The sequence below is a fragment of the Nonomuraea sp. NPDC049269 genome (assembly GCF_043197155.1).
In the GTDB taxonomy this organism is placed as follows: Bacteria; Actinomycetota; Actinomycetes; order Streptosporangiales; family Streptosporangiaceae; genus Nonomuraea.
The window spans coordinates 1,968,441-1,983,667 of the sequence record NZ_JBICSO010000001.1 but is presented as its reverse complement, the minus strand read 5'-3'; the positions used below and the strand labels follow the sequence as shown (position 1 = coordinate 1,983,667).

Sequence of the window (15,227 nt, the reverse complement as noted above, 5' to 3'; positions counted from 1 at the left end):
AAATTGCCGTTTCTGTAGTTATTGGCGGAGATATGTCCGACGCGACGCCGTCCGTGATCGCCGGCCGGTACCGGCTTGATGAGCTCATCGGCAGCGGGCCGACGGGTGAGGTGTGGCGCGGGTACGACCAGCGCGCCGACTGGACCGTGGCCGTGAAGGTGCTGGACACGCGGGCGGCCACGCCCGAGGTGCTCCGGCAGCATGCCCAGGCCGTGGCCCGGGTGATCCACCCGAACGTGGCCATGGTGCTCGACGTGGGCGACCACGAGGGAGCGCCGTACCTGGTGATGGAGTTCCTGACGGGGGAGAGCCTCGGTGAGGAGGTGGCAGGGGAGGGGCCGCTGCCCATCGTGGAGGCGTGTGACCTCATCGGGCAGGCGGCCGCGGGGCTGGAGGCGGCGCACCGGGCCGGTGTGGTGCACGGCCAGATCGGGCCCGACAGCTTCCGGCGGGCCGGGAGCGGGGTGCTCAAGGTCGTGGGGTTCGGGCTGGCCGACCAGGTGCCGTCGGATGACGGCGTACGGTATCGGGCGCCCGAGGTGATCGACGGGCGCGGCGGGGCGGCCCCCGCCGACCTGTACGCGCTGGGGTGCGTCTGTTACGAGGTGTTGTGCGGGCGCCCGCCTTTCGAAGGGTCGCCGGAAGAGGTGGGCGAGCTGCACCTGCACGCCGAGCCCGCCCCGCCGAGCAGCCATCGGGCGGAGGTGCCGGGCGAGCTGGACCGGCTGGTGCTGGCCATGCTGGCCAAGGACCCCGCCGCCCGGCCGGCCGGTGGCGAGCCGGTACGTAGAGCGCTGGCCGCCATCGCCCGGCCATCTCGCCCCCAGCCCGGCCAGGCCATGGCCCAGCCGGGCGGGCCAGGCGCTGGCGGGCATGCGGCGGGTGCGGCCGGGATGGGGGCCGGTGAAACGCACGTCATGCCCGCCGGGGTGTTTCACGACAGTGGCGGCCCGCGCAAGGGCGACACCGCGATCTACGACGCGCCGCCACCCGAGCCGTCGTCCAACCGCCGCCTGTTCGTGCAACTGGGCGTGGCCCTGGCCGCCATCGCGGCGGTCACCGTGGGCCTGATCCTGTGGGCGGGATCACGCGGTGAGCCCGTGGCCGAGCCGACCCCCTCACCGACGGCCACCACCAGCGCCCCGGCCCCGGAACCGACCGAGACCCCCGAACCGAGCACGTCCGTCGCACCCATCCCCACCGATCCAGGAGGCCCCACACCCACCCCCAAGGGGACCCTGGGAAACAGCGTCCCGTCCGGAGGCTGGGCGCATTGGCTGGGCGAGTTCGACAAGGCCGTGACGTCTCAGGAGACCATCGGCGACATCGAGCCCGGTGTCGCCAGAAAGGCCCACGAAAAGATCAGGAAGGTCGGCCGGAAACTCGTGCAGAAACCTGGCAGCCCGGCATTCAACCAGATCGCGGACATCATGCGCGACCTGCGCAAGGCCCAGGAGAAGGGTGATGTGCCCTCCTCCGGACCCCTCGCGGAGTTCCTCGACGACTGGAAACCCTGACCCCGGCAACCGGCGCCGGCGACCGGCGGCGGCTATCGCGACATCAGCGTCAGCGCGTAGACGCCGATGGCCGCGAAGTCGTCCGCCGGTTCCGACGCCTGCCAGGACCGCACATCGTCCACGAACCGGCTGCCCCGCCCGGTGAACGGCGCGTACCGGTCCACGCCGTCCTTCGGGCACGGCACCATCCCTTCCAGATGGTCGCCCAGCCCGTCGTGGAACAGGGACGCGTCGTTCGGTCCGTTCACCACGGCCCCCGTGGCGGGCTTCCGGGTGATGTCGGAGATCTGGTAGTGCGGGCAGCGGATCGCGTTCTCACCCGCCCCGGCGACGAACGACACGCCCCACGCGTTGGCGCCGAACACCCACCCGCGCTGCCGCGTCCCGAAGGCGTCATACGCTCGGTCCCCGCTCACCGACCGGTACAGCCGCGACGTCGCCGCCATCCCGAACGCGTGCGGCACCGCGTCGAACTCGGAGTAGGCGGCCCCCGCGCGGAACGGATCCTTCCCGGCCCGCGCGGAACCGATCTCCAGCTGCGCCCGTAGATCGTCCACCAGTTGCCACTCGGAGACGGCGAGCCCGTCGGAGATCTGCTGCTGACCCGACGTGCCGACGAGCGCCGGCTGCCCGTCGGGGCCCGTCACCTGGATGGCCTGCACCGAGCCGGCCGCGTCCGCCTGCCGGATCCCCTTGATCAGGTCGGTGTGGGCGAGCGCGCTCACGTCGTACAGGTTGAACGTGTCGTCCCCGGCCTCGTGCTCCAGGTACTGCTCGGCCCAGTGTGCCGCCTTCTCCAGCCAGCCCGCGGCCCGGTCGTCGCCCAGCCGCTGCGCCGCCAGCGCCAGCTCGGCGGCGCCCAGCTCCATGTCGTCGCGCCAGGCGCTCTCCGGGTAGAAGGCGTGCGGCAGCGATGTGACGAGCTGCCCGACCTTCTCCGTCTTGGCCATCGCGTAGACCGCCGCCGCCTTGCCCAGCAGCGCCGCCGCCCGCTCGGGGGACGGCTCCACCTGCGCGGCCAGCGCGAAGGCCGCCGCGGTACGGCCGGCCAGGTTGGGACTGATCGGCTTGCCGGGGGCGGCCGCGCGGAACACCGGCCGATGGCGCAGGAAGCGGTGCCGGGAGGAGTCGTCGGACTCGGGCAGCCGCCAGACGTCATGGTCGCCGACGTAGGTGGCCTCCTCGTTGCCCGCGCCGATGCCGACCTGGATGTAGAGAGTCTTAGAAGCGCCGTCCCACATTTTGTCCAGATATTTCAGGCCGTGGGTGGCTTCGCTGCTGAGGCGTTGGTCGGGTCCGCCGTCTCGTGCCGAGGCCCAGAGCAGCGTGTCGACATAAGCCAGGATGTGGGTGAACTTGAGATAGTCACCGGCGTCGAACCATCCGCCCTCGACGTTCACGGGCCCGCCGATTTTCGTCAGCTTGCCCTTGATCTCGTCGGTGTCCGCCCCGGTGAACACCGGCCAGTCATAGACCGAGGCGGCCTTGTCGTTGCGGTGCCGGCGACCGCCGTCCCGCTGCCCTTCGAAGAAAGTGAGAATCTTCGAGGTGGGCGAGGCGGGCGCGATCTGGAAGGCTGGGGAGGTCATCGTGCCCGACTTGATCCGGTAGCGGCCCGGTTCCTTCAGCGGGGTGAGGTCCAGGCCGTACACGTGCTTGTACGCGCTGTTCCACGAGCCCAGGTCGCTGCCCGCCGTACCCTTGAGCACCTCGCGCCCGTCGTCGCGGACGACGCTGAAGCGGGCGCCCGCGGACCCCGCGCGGGTCATCAGGTACGCGTGCTTGGACTCGGCGGGCGCGAAACCGACTTGATCGACCCGGATATGACCGGGAGGCGGAGGCGCGGCGACGGCCGGGGTGCTCCCCATGGTCAGGACGGTCAAGGCGACAGCTAAGGCGGACCTCATCATGGGGCGCTCCATGGAATTATGTGAACAGCGTTCAGCACGGTATTCGCGTGTGACAGGGGAGGTCAATAGTGGCGCGAGGGTTAATACACGTACATTGACGAAATGACCGTCAATTATCCGGAACGCCGGGCGCGGGTCGCGGAAATGCTGCCCGCGCGCGAGGTCGACGCGATCCTCGTCACCTCGGGCGTCAACGTGCGCTACCTCACCGGGCTGGAGAGCTCGAACGCCGCCGTGCTCATCAAGGCCGACGGCTCCGCGCTGCTGGTGACCGACAACCGCTACATCGAGAAGACGCGCGGGCTGGACGTGGCGGCCGTGGAGGCGTCCGACGTGGCGGCCAGGCTGGCCGCGCCCGGCATCGGGATCGAGGCGGCGAGCATGACCGTGGCGACGTTCAACCGGCTGAGCAGCCTGCTGGAGAGCGGGCCGGTGCCCCTGGAGCCGCTCGTGGAGCTGCTGCGGGCGGTCAAGGACGACGACGAGCTGGAGCTCCTCCGTACGGCCTGCGCGATCAGCGACCAGGCGTTCGCCGACGTCACGGGCAACATCGGCCCGGGCGTCACCGAGCGGGACGTCGCCCGGCTGCTCGAAGCCCGCATGATCGAGCTCGGCGCCGACGGGCCGGCCTTCGCCACCATCGTCGCGGCGGGCGAGAACGGCGCCATCCCGCACCACGCGCCCACCGGCAGGGAACTGCGCACCGGCGACCTGATCACCATCGACTTCGGCGCCTGCTACCAGGGCTACCACGCGGACATGACGCGTACGGTCGCCCTGGGCACCCCCGCCGCCTGGCAGCGGGAGATCTACGACCTGGTCGCCGACGCGCAGCGCGCGGGCAGGAATGCCCTGGCACCGGGGGCGACGGCCAAGGAGGTGGACGCGGCCGCCCGTTCGGTCATCGAGGCGGCCGGCCACGGCGGTCACTTCAGGCACGGGCTCGGTCACGGCGTCGGACTGGAGATCCACGAGGACCCGTTCCTGGGCCCGTTGCGGACCGGTAGACTAGAGGATCGAGTTCCTGTCACCGTCGAGCCGGGGGTCTACCTTCCGGACCGGGGCGGTGTTCGCATCGAGGACACCCTTGTGACCCGCACGGGCGGGCCGGAACTCCTCACGAAGACGACCAAGGAGCTGCTCGTCCTTTGAGCGGCCACACGCGGGAGAATACGAGTGGCGACGACCAACGACCTCAAGAACGGCATGGTGTTGAAGCTCGACGGCGGTGAGCTGTGGGCCGTTGTGGAGTTCCAGCACGTCAAGCCGGGCAAGGGCGGCGCGTTCGTCCGCACCAAGCTCAAGAACGTGCTCTCGGGCAAGGTCGTCGACAAGACCTTCAACGCCGGCGTGAAGGTCGACGTGGCCAACGTCGACAAGCGCGAGATGCAGTATTCCTACAAGGACGGCGACGACTTCGTCTTCATGGACACCGAGACCTACGACATGGTCAACGTGCCCACCGGCACGGTCGGGACCGCCGCCAACTACATGCTCGAGAACACCCTGGCCACGATCGCCTTCAACGAGGGCTCCGCGCTCTACGTCGATCTGCCCGCCGCGGTCGAGCTGACCATCTCCAACACCGAGCCCGGCCTGCAGGGCGACCGCTCCACCGGCGGCACCAAGCCCGCCACGCTGGAGACCGGCGCCGAGGTCAAGGTCCCGCTCTTCATCACCACCGGCGAGAAGATCAAGGTCGACACGCGCAGCGGCGAATACCTCGGCCGGGCCTGAGGTGTCGGCACGAGGCAAAGCACGCAGGCGCGCGCTCGACATCCTCTTCGAGTCCGAACTCCGCAGCGAGGATCCCCTGCGGATCCTCGCCGAGCGGGTCGAACGGCAGGACCCCCCGGTCAACGAATACACCTCGACCATCGTCGAGGGCGTCGCCCGTCACCAGGCCCGCATCGACGAGCTCATCACCACCTACTCCGAAGGCTGGACCCTCGACCGCATGCCCGCGGTCGACCGCAACCTGCTGCGTGGGGGCACCTACGAGCTCCTGTGGATGCCCGACGTCCCCGAGGGCGTGGTCATCAGCGAGTGGGTGCACCTGGCGGGCGAGCTGTCCACGGACGAGTCGCCCCAGTTCGTGAACGGGCTGCTGGCCCGCTTCAAGCAACTGAAGCCAAGTATCACCCTTTAGACACCCTCTTCAGGTGAATCCGGTTCTACCGTCGGGGGATTCCTGTCCCTCCGGGTAGAAGAAATTCCTACTTCTGCCCCGAAGGCCGTCCATATGGGCGAGGTACGTTCCAGACACGCGGCCTGCACGGCTTGCGCTAGGCGAGGGACGTGTACACCGCACGGTCAACCGTTCGATGCCTGCTGTCGCCTGGTTGACCGTGCGGCTTCGACAGGAGCCCACCCGCCCCGGTCCCGTCCCGCGTCAGGAACTCAGCGCTGGCCATGGGCGCCGACGCCCCACAAAACGCCCCGCCGGTCCATCCCAGCCGGCGGGGCACCGGTGTCCTACCAGGTCCAGTCGGAGTGCGCGTCGGCCTGCCACGCCTTGGGGAAGTACTGCCGGATGGCGAAGGCCATGCCGATGCCCCGGGCGATGAACTGGTCACGCTCCAGCTTCCTGGTGATCGGCTTGCCGGGCTGCCCCTGGTTGTCCCACCAGGACTCCCACTGCTTGACGCAGGTCTGCGCGCCGTACTTCGCGTTGTCGCAGGGCGCGGGCGGCGACCAGATCTGTGTGTGGCCGAAGTCGACGACCTTGCCCGATGACTCCTCGGTGATGGTGCCCCACGCCTTGAGGCAGTAGATCTGGCTGGGGATGTCCCACTTCACGTAGTGCTGTCGGCCGCTGGTGGCCAGCGTGCGCAGGTTCCCGCACTTGGCGTCGCCGATCTGCTCCTTGGCGATCCGCAGGCGGTAGTAGGTGCCGTTGTCGCGCCAGCCGTCGAGCATGACCCAGCCGCCCTCGTGGACGAACTTCTCCGCGTAGTTCGGCGGCCACTTGGCGGGGTCGCCCCAGCTGATCTCCGATGTGGTGGCCGACAACGGCTTCCAGGCCCACTGCCCGGCCGCCCGCCCATCGGCCCAGAACTGACCGGCGCTGCGCGAGGTCATCCGCGAGTACGCGCCGTAGACCTCACCCACCGTCTCGGCCTGAGCCGGTACGGCCGCCGGCGACCCCAGCACCACCGCAAATAGCGAGATTCGCCACAAAATCCTCATAAATCCCTCTGTATGTAGATAAGTAGCTCCCGACCCCACCGCATCAGGCGTCACCCGCGGGCGCGCTTCGACGATCCTGGAAGCGAGGAGGCGGAGCGGGCGATCTCCCACACCGCGTAGGCTGGGGCGGGGTTGTGGGAGCAAAGGGAGGCGAGCCGACGTTGCGTGCTGAAGGACGTGTCGCAGGCGTCACGAGGACTCCGGCGGTGCGGACCGCCGTCGTCTGGGCGGCGCTGCGGGCGGTGCTGGCCGAGCGGGCGGCCGCCACGGGGCGTGATGACCTCGACATCGTCGACGCCGGCGGCGGGACCGGCGGGTTCGCCGTGCCGCTGGCCGAGCTGGGCCACACGGTCACCGTGGTCGACCCGAGTCCCGACTCGCTGGCCGCGCTGGAGCGCAGGGCCAAGGAGAAGGGCGTGGGCGTGCGCGCCCTGCAGGGCGACGCCGCCGACCTGGGCGACCTGCTCGACCGCGACAGCGTCGACCTGGTCCTCTGCCACAGCGTGCTCGAATACGTGGAAGACCCGATCAGCGCGCTGACGGCCGTGGCCGGCGTGCTGCGCGCGGGCGGCGCGGTCAGCGTGCTGGCCGCCAACCCGGTGGCCAGTGCCATCCACCGGGCGCTCGCGGGGCAGTTCGACGAGGCCAGGGCCGTGCTGAGCGACCCGCGGGGCAGTTGGGGCGACCGCGACCCCACGCCGCGCCGCTACACCGCCGAGGCGCTCGCCCAGTTGCTGGCCGCGACCGGCTTCACGGTCGGGGAGGTGCACGGCGTGCGGGTGTTCGCCGACCTGGTGCCCAGCAGGCTGGTCGACGGCGAGCCGGGCGCGGCCGAGGCCCTCGTCGCTCTCGAACAGGCCGCCGCGGCCCACCCCGTGCTGCGTGACATCGCCACTCAGCTCCACGTCCTCGGCCATTGTGGCTGATCAGCTCCTAGCATAGAACGCGTGTTCGGATAGAATGGTGGCGTGTCTCGTAAGCAGATCACGGGCATCGGCCCCGCTCCACAGACCGGGGCCGATGACGGCGGCTGCCCGATCCTGCATGTCGACATGGACGCCTTCTTCGCCAGCGTCGAGCTGCTCGACCGCCCGGAGCTGCGGGGGCGTCCGGTGATCGTCGGCTCGCCGGCCGGGCGCGGCGTGGTGCTCAGCGCCACCTATGAGGCCAGGTCCTTCGGCGTGCACTCGGCGATGCCGATGAGCAGGGCGCGCAGGATGTGCCCGCAGGCCACGATCATCCCGCCCAGCCACGGCAAATACTCCGAGGTCTCCAAGGGTGTCATGGAGGTCTTCCACGCGATCACCCCGATGGTCGAGCCGATCGCCTCCGACGAGGCGTTCCTCGACGTCGGCGGTGCCCGGCGCAGGCTGGGCTCGCCCGTCGCGATCGCCTCGATGATCAGGGCCCAGGTGCTGGAGCGTTACGGCATCACGTGTTCGGTGGGTGTGGCGAGCAGCAAATTCGTGGCGAAACTCGCCTCAAAACAGTGCAAGCCAGACGGCCTCCTGGTGGTCCCTGAGGGCGAGGTGGTGGATTTCCTCCACCCGCTGCCCGTGTCGGCGCTGTGGGGCGTCGGTGAGCGCACAGAGCAGTCCCTGGTGCGTCTCGGCATCCGCACGGTCGGCGATCTGGCCAGGGTCCCCGTCCCCACCCTCCGGCGCGAGCTGGGCCAGGCCGTGGGAGGCCATCTGGCCGCGCTGGCCTGGGGGCGCGACGAGCGCCCGGTGACCGCGCACGTGCCCGACAAGAGCATCGGCAACGAGGAGACCTTCGCGGCCGACATCGACGACCCCGAAGTGATCAAACGCGAGTTGCTGCGTCTGTCCGAGCGAGTGGCCTCCCGGATGCGTAAGGCCGGCCACGTGGGCAGGACTGTGAGCGTGAAGCTGCGCCGTGCCGATTTCTCCACCATCAACCGGTCCAGGACCCTCAGAGAGCCGACCGACGTGGCCCAGGAGATCTACGCGACCGCCTGCGAGCTCTTCGAGGCGGCAGGGCTTGAGCGGGTGCGACTGCGCCTCGTCGGGGTCCGGATGGAGAATCTCCGCCCCGCCGATTCGGCCTCGCGCCAGCTCGGCCTGGGCGATCGGGAGACCGGCTGGCGGGAGGCCGAGCAAGCCATGGATCAGGCGATCCGAAGATTTGGTCCTGATGCGGTGCTCCCAGCGTCGCTTGTACGCGGCAGACTTGATGAAATGGAGGCATGACGTCAATGTCAGGATTTCTGGGGAGGGGCGGCGGATGACCCACAATGGAGTCATGACGTCACCTCCGGTTTGGTCTGCGTTGGGCGTTTGCTTTCGCCCACGCCTACAGCCTCGTATTCTGGGGATAACCGACCGCGAGGTTCGGACACCCCGTGTCGTCCGTAGCCGTCTTCCCCGTCCTGGGGCCGTCCTTGGGAGGCGCCGTGCCGCTCTCTGAGCACGAGCAGCGCTTGCTCGACCAGATCGAGCAGGCCCTCTACGCCGAGGACCCGAAGTGGGCCAACACCGTAAGGATCAGTGACCCGCGCAGCCATTACAAGCGTCGCCTCATCAAGGCCTCCATCGGCTTTGCCCTCGGCGTCGTCCTGCTGATGGTCGGCGTAGTGATCAATTTGATTCCGCTCGGCGTCGGCGGTTTCGTGGTCATGCTCGCCGCGTGTCTGTGGGGTCTGTCGAGCTGGAAACGCATGAACGGGTTCGGTGACGCCGCGCCCGCCTCGGGGGCGTCCGTTTCGGGCAAGCCGGCCCGCCGGGGCAACCGTGGCAGCTTCATGGAGCGCATGGAAGAGCGCTGGCGCCGTCGTCACGACGAGCGCTGAGCGCGAAAGAGCCTCCATACGACCGTGCGGCCGCCCCCCGGCGAGGGGGAACGACCGCACGGTCGAGTCAGACGGTCATGAGCCCTTCTGGGCTGCCGTCCGCCGCAACCTGATGTTCTCCAGCCGGTCGAATCCGTCGAGCACCCGCTCGCCCATCCGCCGCAGCCGCCGCAGCGTCGAGGGGGGCAGCAGCACGGCCCGCACCCGCCGCCGGCGCGACACCGTGGCCGCCAGCGCCTGCCGTACCTTCCGCAGGTCCTTCCGCATCGGCGTGAGCTCGCCGACGTTCCGCGCGAACAGCGCCCGCTCGACCGCCGAGGCGATCGCCGAGACGGACGCGGCCGACTCGGCGTCGAACTCATAGCGTTCGGTCAGCCGCCGCGCCAGCGCCCGGGGCGTCTCGCTGGGCTGGCGGGCCATTCCGTAGTCGAACAGCACGTCGTCCAGCTCCGCCCAGGCGGCCGCCACGGACGGGTGGCTGCCCGCCACCACCTTGGCCGTCACCTCGTCCGACGGCTCGGACACCTTCCAGCTCAGCGCGCGGACCCGCCTGCTCCTGGTGATCAGCCGGATCCCGGCCGGGATCAGCAGGATGAGCAGGAGCACGCCCGCGCCGATGCCGAGCTTGCCGATCAGCGGCATCGAGTCGTCCACGGGCAGCCCGCTGTCGGCGAGGGTGGCCTCGCGGTCGAGTACGCGGGGGTTCTCCCGGTTCTGCGGGTTGAGCGGCGAGTCGTCGCCCGTGCTGGTCGCTCCGGGCGTCGGTGAGGCGTTGTCACTCGTCGAGCGGGGGAGCGGCTGCGTGTAGGCGGGCACCCGGGCGCTGCCCTGGCCGAGCGAGCCCGTCGGGGTGGGCTCGAACGGCAGCCAGCCCACGCCGTCGAAGTACAGCTCCGGCCACGAGTGGGAGTCGTTCGTGCCGACCGTCCACCTGTCGCCGACCTTCGTACCTCCCGTGTAGCCGATCGCCACCCTGGAGGGGATGCCCGCGATCCTGGCCAGCAGCGCCATCGACGCGGCGAACTGCTCGCAGTAACCCGCCCTGCTGCGCAGCAGGAAGTCCTTCAGCGCGGAGTTGCCGGAGCCCTGCGTCCTGAGGCTGTAGGTGAAGTCGCCGGTCTTGGTGAAGAACTCCTGGATCTTCACCGCGGCCTCGTAGCTCGTATGGGCGTTCGCGGTCACCTTGAGCGCCAGGTCCCTGATCTCCGAGGGGAGGTTCTCCGGCAGCTTCAGGTAGCGCGGGTCGCTGGCCGCGGCCCTGGCCTGCGGCAGCGCGTCGAGCTGGGTCGAGGTCACGTCGGGCTCGGTGGTGAGCACGTCGTAGCCGAGGCCGGCGGCCTCGTCCCTGGTGGAGAAGACCATCAGCGTGCTGACGTCCGCGCGCCAGTCGCCGTCGATGCGGATCTGCCGCGCCGGGTACGGCAGGGGCAGGAACACCAGCCGCTCGATCTCGTCGCTGATCTGGATCCTGGTCGTCACGTTCGAGACCTTGGTCGCCGGAGACAGGCCGGGCGGAGCGGGCAGCGGGCCGTTCTCCGTCTTGTTGTCCGGCGCGCCCTTCGGCTCCGTCATGCCGAACTTCTCGCCGTCGAAGGTGTCGAGCGAGTAGATCCGCAGGTACCGGGGCTGGTCGTCGCTGTTGGTGTAGGACAGCACGGTGCGCCGTTCCGGCAGCTCCAGCTGGCCCTTCAGGCCGGCGATCGGGTCGGGGATGCTGATCGAGTTGCCCTTGCCCGAGCCCCTGCCGCCCACGCCGAAGCTGAAGAACGACACCGGCTCCATCGCCGGCAGCGCCGCGGGCACCAGGACCGCCAGCGCGATCGCGGCGAACCCGATGCGCTTGCCCGACAGGCGCAGCCCCCGCGTGTCGGCCGTCTCGCGCTCGGCGCCCGGCACCGGCGAGGTGGCGATGCGGGTCCGCCTGACCAGCACCGCGCGGCCCCAGTGGCCGATGCGTTCGCGGCCGTCGGCGATCAGCAGGCTGGTGAAGCCGAGGGCGGCGATGATGAACGCGGGCCAGCTGATCGGATCCGGCAGGATCGTGGCCGGCACCGTCGCCAGCGCCAGCATCGGCAGCCCCGCCAGCGCCGCCCGCCGCAACCGGGCGGCGAACAGGTCCACCACGATCGCGATGAGCCCCACGCCGCCGGCCGTCAGCAGCGCGATGCCCTCGGTGCCGGGCACCGGCGCGGCGAACCGCTGGATGTCGGCCCAGCCGGTGCCCAGCAGCTTGCCCAGCTCCACCACCGACCCCTTGGTCGGCACCACCCACGCCCACGCCTTGTCGGAGGCGAAGGACAGGGTCAGGTAGATCCACAGCGCGGCCACGCTCACCAGGGCCGCCGCCCACGCGGGCAGCGACAGCCGCCCGCTCACCAGGCCGGCGCACATCACCGAGAGCACCGCGCCCAGCGACCCCCAGAACCAGAAGCCGCCCTGGAACAGCGGATAGAGCATGACGGCCGCGCAGAACGTGGCCACCGCCGCGGCGACCGACAGCCTCATGCCGCACCTCCCGCCGAGTTGAGGGCGTACCTGCCGCGGTTGGCGGCGTCCTGCCAGACGGAGGCGACCGAGACGCCGGCGGGCAGCCGCACGATGCGCCATCCGTAACCGGCGAGCACGCCCTGCACCGCCTCGTAGTTCTCCGTGGAGCCGGGCTCGCCGCCGTCCCACGTGCTCACGTCGAGGAGTACGGCCACACCGGTGATGCCGCCGTGCCGGAGCCTGGCCAGCTCCCTGGCCTCCTCCGGGTCCAGCGAGCCGAGCACCGCCACGATCAGTCCGTCGCCGCCGCCCTGGCGGAGCGCGGACACCCCCATCTCCAGCGAGCGGGCGGTGCTGTTCCGTACCACCGCGAGGGTGTCGAGCAGCGACCAGCTCAGCCCGGTGTCGGTCAGGTGCTCGGCGCCCTGGTCGGTCACCAGCCGCAGGCCGAGCCCCTCATGGGCGAGATGCACGCCGATCGAGGCCGCGGCCGAGACCGCCACCTCGAAGGAGGAGCGCGGGCCCTCGCCGCGGTGGGCGTAGCGGCGCGTGTCCAGCAGCAGCGCGCCGCGGCTCTGCCACTGCTGCTCCTCGCGCCGCACCATCAGCTCGCCGTGGCGGGCGGTGGAGCGCCAGTGCACCCGGCGCAGGTCGTCGCCCTGCCGGTACTCGCGCGGGGCCACGTCGTCGTCGCCCGCCGCCGCCACGCTCCTGGTGCGGCTGTCGCCGCCGCCGGTCCACTCGCCCGACAGCCGTACGTGGGGCAGCGCCACCACCTGCGGCGTCACCACCAGCGTGTCGCTGATCGTGAACCCGCGGGTCAGCTCCACCAGCCCGAACGGATCGGTGATCCGCACCGACAGCGGGCCGATCGTGTAGCGGCCCCGCAGGTCGGAGCGGACCCGGTAGTCGATCTCCCGGACCCCGCGCGACTCCACCCGGTCCAGCACGAACCGGGGCCGCACACCCAGCGCGTACGGCACGGTGTCCTCGATCAGCAGCAGCCCGGTGGGCAGCCGGGTGACGTTCTCCAGGCGCAGCGTCACGGTCGCCTCGCCGCCCACCTCCGCCCTGGCCGGGTCGAGACGCCGCGCGCAGCTCAGCCGGTAGCGGGTGCGCGCCACCACCATCGCGGCGAGCAGCGGCAGCGCCGTCACCAGCACCCCGATCCTGAACAGGTCGTTCTCGCCCAGCAGGAAGGCCATCAGCATGGCGGCCACCCCGGAGGCCAGGAACGAACGTCCCCTGGAGGTCAGCGCCCGCAGTCCGTCTCTCACGACGCTCGCGTCTCCGGCACGGGTACGCGTCTGACGAGCTCGGCCACCACCTGCTCCGGCAGGCGGCGCTGGCCCTGGGCCTCGATGCTGGGCAGCAGCCGATGCGCGAGCACCGGCACGGCCAGCTCCTGCAGGTCGTCCGGGATGACGTAGTCGCGCCCGGACAGCGCCGCGTTCGCCCTGGCCGCCCTGACCAGCTGCAGCGTCGAGCGCGGCGAGGCGCCCAGCCGCAGGTCGGGGGAGTGGCGGGTGGCGACCGCGAGGTCGATGGCGTACTTCTTGACCGGCTGCGAGACGTAGACGCCGCGCACCGCGTCGATCAGCGCGCGCACCTCGGCGGTCGTCGCGACCGGCTCCAGCTTGTCCAGCGGCGGGGTGCCGCCGTGCACGTCGAGCATCTCCAGTTCGGCCGACGGCTCCGGGTAGCCCATCGCGACCCGCGCGGTGAAGCGGTCGCGCTGCGCCTCCGGCAGAGGGTAGGTGCCCTCCATCTCGATCGGGTTCTGCGTGGCGATCACCATGAAGGGCGCGTCGAGCCGGTAGGTCACCCCGTCAACCGTCACCTGGCGCTCTTCCATGCACTCCAGCAGCGCCGACTGCGTCTTGGGCGAGGCCCGGTTGATCTCGTCGCCCACCACGATGTTGGCGAACACGGGTCCCGGCTTGAACTCGAACTCCCGGGTCTGCTGGTTGTAGGCGCTCACTCCGGTGATGTCGCTGGGCAGCAGGTCCGGCGTGAACTGAATGCGCCGGACCGGGCAGTCGATGGACTTCGCCAGCGCCTTGGCCAGCATGGTCTTGCCGACCCCCGGCACGTCCTCGATCAGCAGGTGGCCCTCGGCCAGCAGGACGGTCAGAGTGAGGCGGACGGCGTCCCCTTTGCCCTCGATCACCGACTCGATGGCCTGCCGGATCCGGTGCGCGGTGGAGACCAGCTCATCGAGCCGGCTCGGGACGTCATGGGTTACTGCCACCAGGCCTCCATGAGAAGTGCTACGGCAGTCCCGCACGTGAGAGTGTGATAGCGGGAGCCATGCCATTCCTTTTCCATTGTGTGTACGACCCTACGACGCTGCGGGTTCTGGAGCGACTTTTACCGATATTCCAGAGAACCTGCCCAAGGTTCCGGTTCTTGTGGCATACGGGGTCGAATCTCGTGACAGTCGCCCTGACGGCGCGCTCCACTTTCCACCACGCGGCGCTTCGCGCAGCGCGCGATCCGCTAATTCGATGGTCATTTCAACCCTCGACACGCCCATGAGGGTTGGGCCGCGCCCTGGCGCCCCCCACTCGACCTCATGGCTTTGACCTGCGGTAACGCGCGGCGGACGGACGACGAAGAGCAGTTGAATCAGTTGACGGTGGGGAGAAGTGGAGTATGGTGGTGCGCAGTGGAGGGCCCGGTGCGCCAGCGCTGAGCGCTTCGCTAGGCACGGGAGGTGGGGCCGATGTTCCTCGGCACCCATCAGCCGCGTCTGGACGACAAGGGACGGCTGTTCCTGCCGGCTAAGTACCGTGAGGAGCTGGCGGAGGGTCTTGTGATCACCAAAGGCCAGGAGCGATGCCTCTACGTCTTTCCCGTAGAGGAGTTCCAGCGCATTACCGAGGCTCTCAGCACCGCCCCGGTCACCGCCAAGGCGGTGCGCGACTACAGCCGCGTCTTCTTCGCCAGCGCGTCCGACGAGACGCCTGACAAGCAGGGGCGCATCACGATCCCGCAGAGCTTGCGCCAATACGCGGGCCTCGTGCGTGACTGCGCGGTCATCGGGGCCAACACCCGGCTGGAGATCTGGGACGCCCAAGCCTGGGATACCTATCTCGACGCGCAGGAGCAGGCGTTCGCCGATCTGTCGGAGGAGGTGCTGCCAGGGATTCTCTAGAGCCACGGTCGATCCGTCGGAGATGTCGTTCGGCGAGGTCTCCACCCGCAACCACTGCCGGCCAGCTGATGCACCTTCCCCGGTGTCAGATGGCAGGCTCCACGAAGAGGGTGCGGATGGGGACCTGGCCGGACGGCGCCGGGTGGGGGCCAGGTGGG

13 protein-coding genes are annotated in these 15,227 nt (G+C 70.1%); 8 read left to right on the top strand and 5 right to left on the bottom strand.

The annotated features are described in order from the left end of the window. Positions 1–32 precede the first annotated feature (32 nt). A complete protein-coding gene (locus ACGFNP_RS09165; protein WP_393316477.1) occupies positions 33–1,517 on the top strand; it encodes a serine/threonine protein kinase in 1,485 nt (494 codons plus the stop codon). A gap of 32 nt (positions 1,518–1,549) precedes the next feature. Here the strand turns inward: ACGFNP_RS09165 and ACGFNP_RS09160 are convergent, their stop codons facing one another. Beyond that, the gene (locus tag ACGFNP_RS09160; protein ID WP_393316474.1) at positions 1,550–3,427 is read right to left on the bottom strand and encodes a glycoside hydrolase family 9 protein; all 1,878 of its coding nucleotides are present in this window, start codon (positions 3,425–3,427) and stop codon (positions 1,550–1,552) included. Positions 3,428–3,529: 102 nt separating this feature from the next. Here ACGFNP_RS09160 and ACGFNP_RS09155 point away from each other — a divergent pair, with 102 nt between their 5' ends. The 3 genes from ACGFNP_RS09155 to nusB are packed head-to-tail and all read left to right on the top strand — an operon-like array spanning position 3,530 to position 5,576. Then, a complete protein-coding gene (locus ACGFNP_RS09155) occupies positions 3,530–4,579 on the top strand; it encodes a M24 family metallopeptidase (protein WP_393316471.1) in 1,050 nt (349 codons plus the stop codon). Positions 4,580–4,603: 24 nt separating this feature from the next. Then, positions 4,604–5,164 carry an elongation factor P gene (gene efp, locus ACGFNP_RS09150; protein WP_358318545.1) on the top strand — a complete coding sequence of 187 codons (561 nt, stop codon included), beginning with the start codon at positions 4,604–4,606 and terminating at the stop codon, positions 5,162–5,164. A gap of 1 nt (position 5,165) precedes the next feature. After that, on the top strand, positions 5,166–5,576 hold the full coding sequence (nusB, locus tag ACGFNP_RS09145; protein WP_358318546.1) for a transcription antitermination factor NusB: 411 nt from the start codon (positions 5,166–5,168) through the stop codon (positions 5,574–5,576). A gap of 326 nt (positions 5,577–5,902) precedes the next feature. On the opposite strand, the gene ACGFNP_RS09140 is transcribed toward nusB, so the two are convergent. After that, positions 5,903–6,583, bottom strand: coding sequence for a hypothetical protein (locus ACGFNP_RS09140; RefSeq protein ID WP_393316467.1), 681 nt, complete (start codon positions 6,581–6,583; stop codon positions 5,903–5,905). A gap of 239 nt (positions 6,584–6,822) precedes the next feature. On the opposite strand from ACGFNP_RS09140, the gene ACGFNP_RS09135 reads away from it, so the two are divergent. The 3 genes from ACGFNP_RS09135 to ACGFNP_RS09125 all read left to right on the top strand — a co-directional run bounded on the left by ACGFNP_RS09135 (position 6,823) and on the right by ACGFNP_RS09125 (position 9,425). Next, complete coding sequence (locus ACGFNP_RS09135; RefSeq protein WP_358318548.1) at positions 6,823–7,542, top strand: methyltransferase domain-containing protein; 720 nt, start codon at positions 6,823–6,825, stop codon at positions 7,540–7,542. A gap of 42 nt (positions 7,543–7,584) precedes the next feature. Then, a complete protein-coding gene (dinB, locus tag ACGFNP_RS09130; protein WP_358318549.1) occupies positions 7,585–8,826 on the top strand; it encodes a DNA polymerase IV in 1,242 nt (413 codons plus the stop codon). Between the two features lie 203 nt (positions 8,827–9,029). Continuing rightward, entirely contained in the window at positions 9,030–9,425 is a 396-nt protein-coding gene (locus ACGFNP_RS09125; RefSeq protein WP_214637675.1) for a DUF3040 domain-containing protein, read from the top strand. Positions 9,426–9,500: 75 nt separating this feature from the next. On the opposite strand, the gene ACGFNP_RS09120 is transcribed toward ACGFNP_RS09125, so the two are convergent. The 3 genes from ACGFNP_RS09120 to ACGFNP_RS09110 are packed head-to-tail and all read right to left on the bottom strand — an operon-like array spanning position 9,501 to position 14,229. Continuing rightward, positions 9,501–11,930 (bottom strand): transglutaminaseTgpA domain-containing protein, encoded by a 2,430-nt coding sequence (locus ACGFNP_RS09120; RefSeq protein ID WP_393316462.1) that lies wholly within the window; start codon positions 11,928–11,930, stop codon positions 9,501–9,503. Further along, positions 11,927–13,189 (bottom strand): DUF58 domain-containing protein, encoded by a 1,263-nt coding sequence (locus ACGFNP_RS09115; RefSeq protein WP_358318551.1) that lies wholly within the window; start codon positions 13,187–13,189, stop codon positions 11,927–11,929. Before ACGFNP_RS09115 ends, ACGFNP_RS09120 begins: the two co-directional genes overlap by 4 nt. Then, complete coding sequence (locus ACGFNP_RS09110; protein ID WP_393316458.1) at positions 13,186–14,229, bottom strand: AAA family ATPase; 1,044 nt, start codon at positions 14,227–14,229, stop codon at positions 13,186–13,188. The genes ACGFNP_RS09115 and ACGFNP_RS09110 overlap by 4 nt, the downstream gene beginning before the upstream one ends. Before the next feature lie 408 nt (positions 14,230–14,637). On the opposite strand from ACGFNP_RS09110, the gene mraZ reads away from it, so the two are divergent. Next, positions 14,638–15,069: a division/cell wall cluster transcriptional repressor MraZ gene (gene mraZ / locus ACGFNP_RS09105; protein ID WP_214637671.1), complete on the top strand. Its 432-nt coding sequence runs from the start codon at positions 14,638–14,640 to the stop codon at positions 15,067–15,069. The last annotated feature ends 158 nt before the right edge of the window (positions 15,070–15,227 follow it).

Excerpts from the sequence above, each read along its gene's own strand:
- ACGFNP_RS09160 (WP_393316474.1), bottom strand. The coding sequence starts at position 3,427 with ATGATGAGGTCCGCCTTAGCTGTCGCCTTGACCGTCCTGACCATGGGG.
- mraZ (WP_214637671.1), top strand. The coding sequence starts at position 14,638 with ATGTTCCTCGGCACCCATCAGCCGCGTCTGGACGACAAGGGACGGCTG.
- ACGFNP_RS09110 (WP_393316458.1), bottom strand. The coding sequence starts at position 14,229 with ATGGCATGGCTCCCGCTATCACACTCTCACGTGCGGGACTGCCGTAGC.
- ACGFNP_RS09165 (WP_393316477.1), top strand. The coding sequence starts at position 33 with ATGTCCGACGCGACGCCGTCCGTGATCGCCGGCCGGTACCGGCTTGAT.
- ACGFNP_RS09155 (WP_393316471.1), top strand. The coding sequence starts at position 3,530 with ATGACCGTCAATTATCCGGAACGCCGGGCGCGGGTCGCGGAAATGCTG.
- ACGFNP_RS09120 (WP_393316462.1), bottom strand. The coding sequence starts at position 11,930 with ATGAGGCTGTCGGTCGCCGCGGCGGTGGCCACGTTCTGCGCGGCCGTC.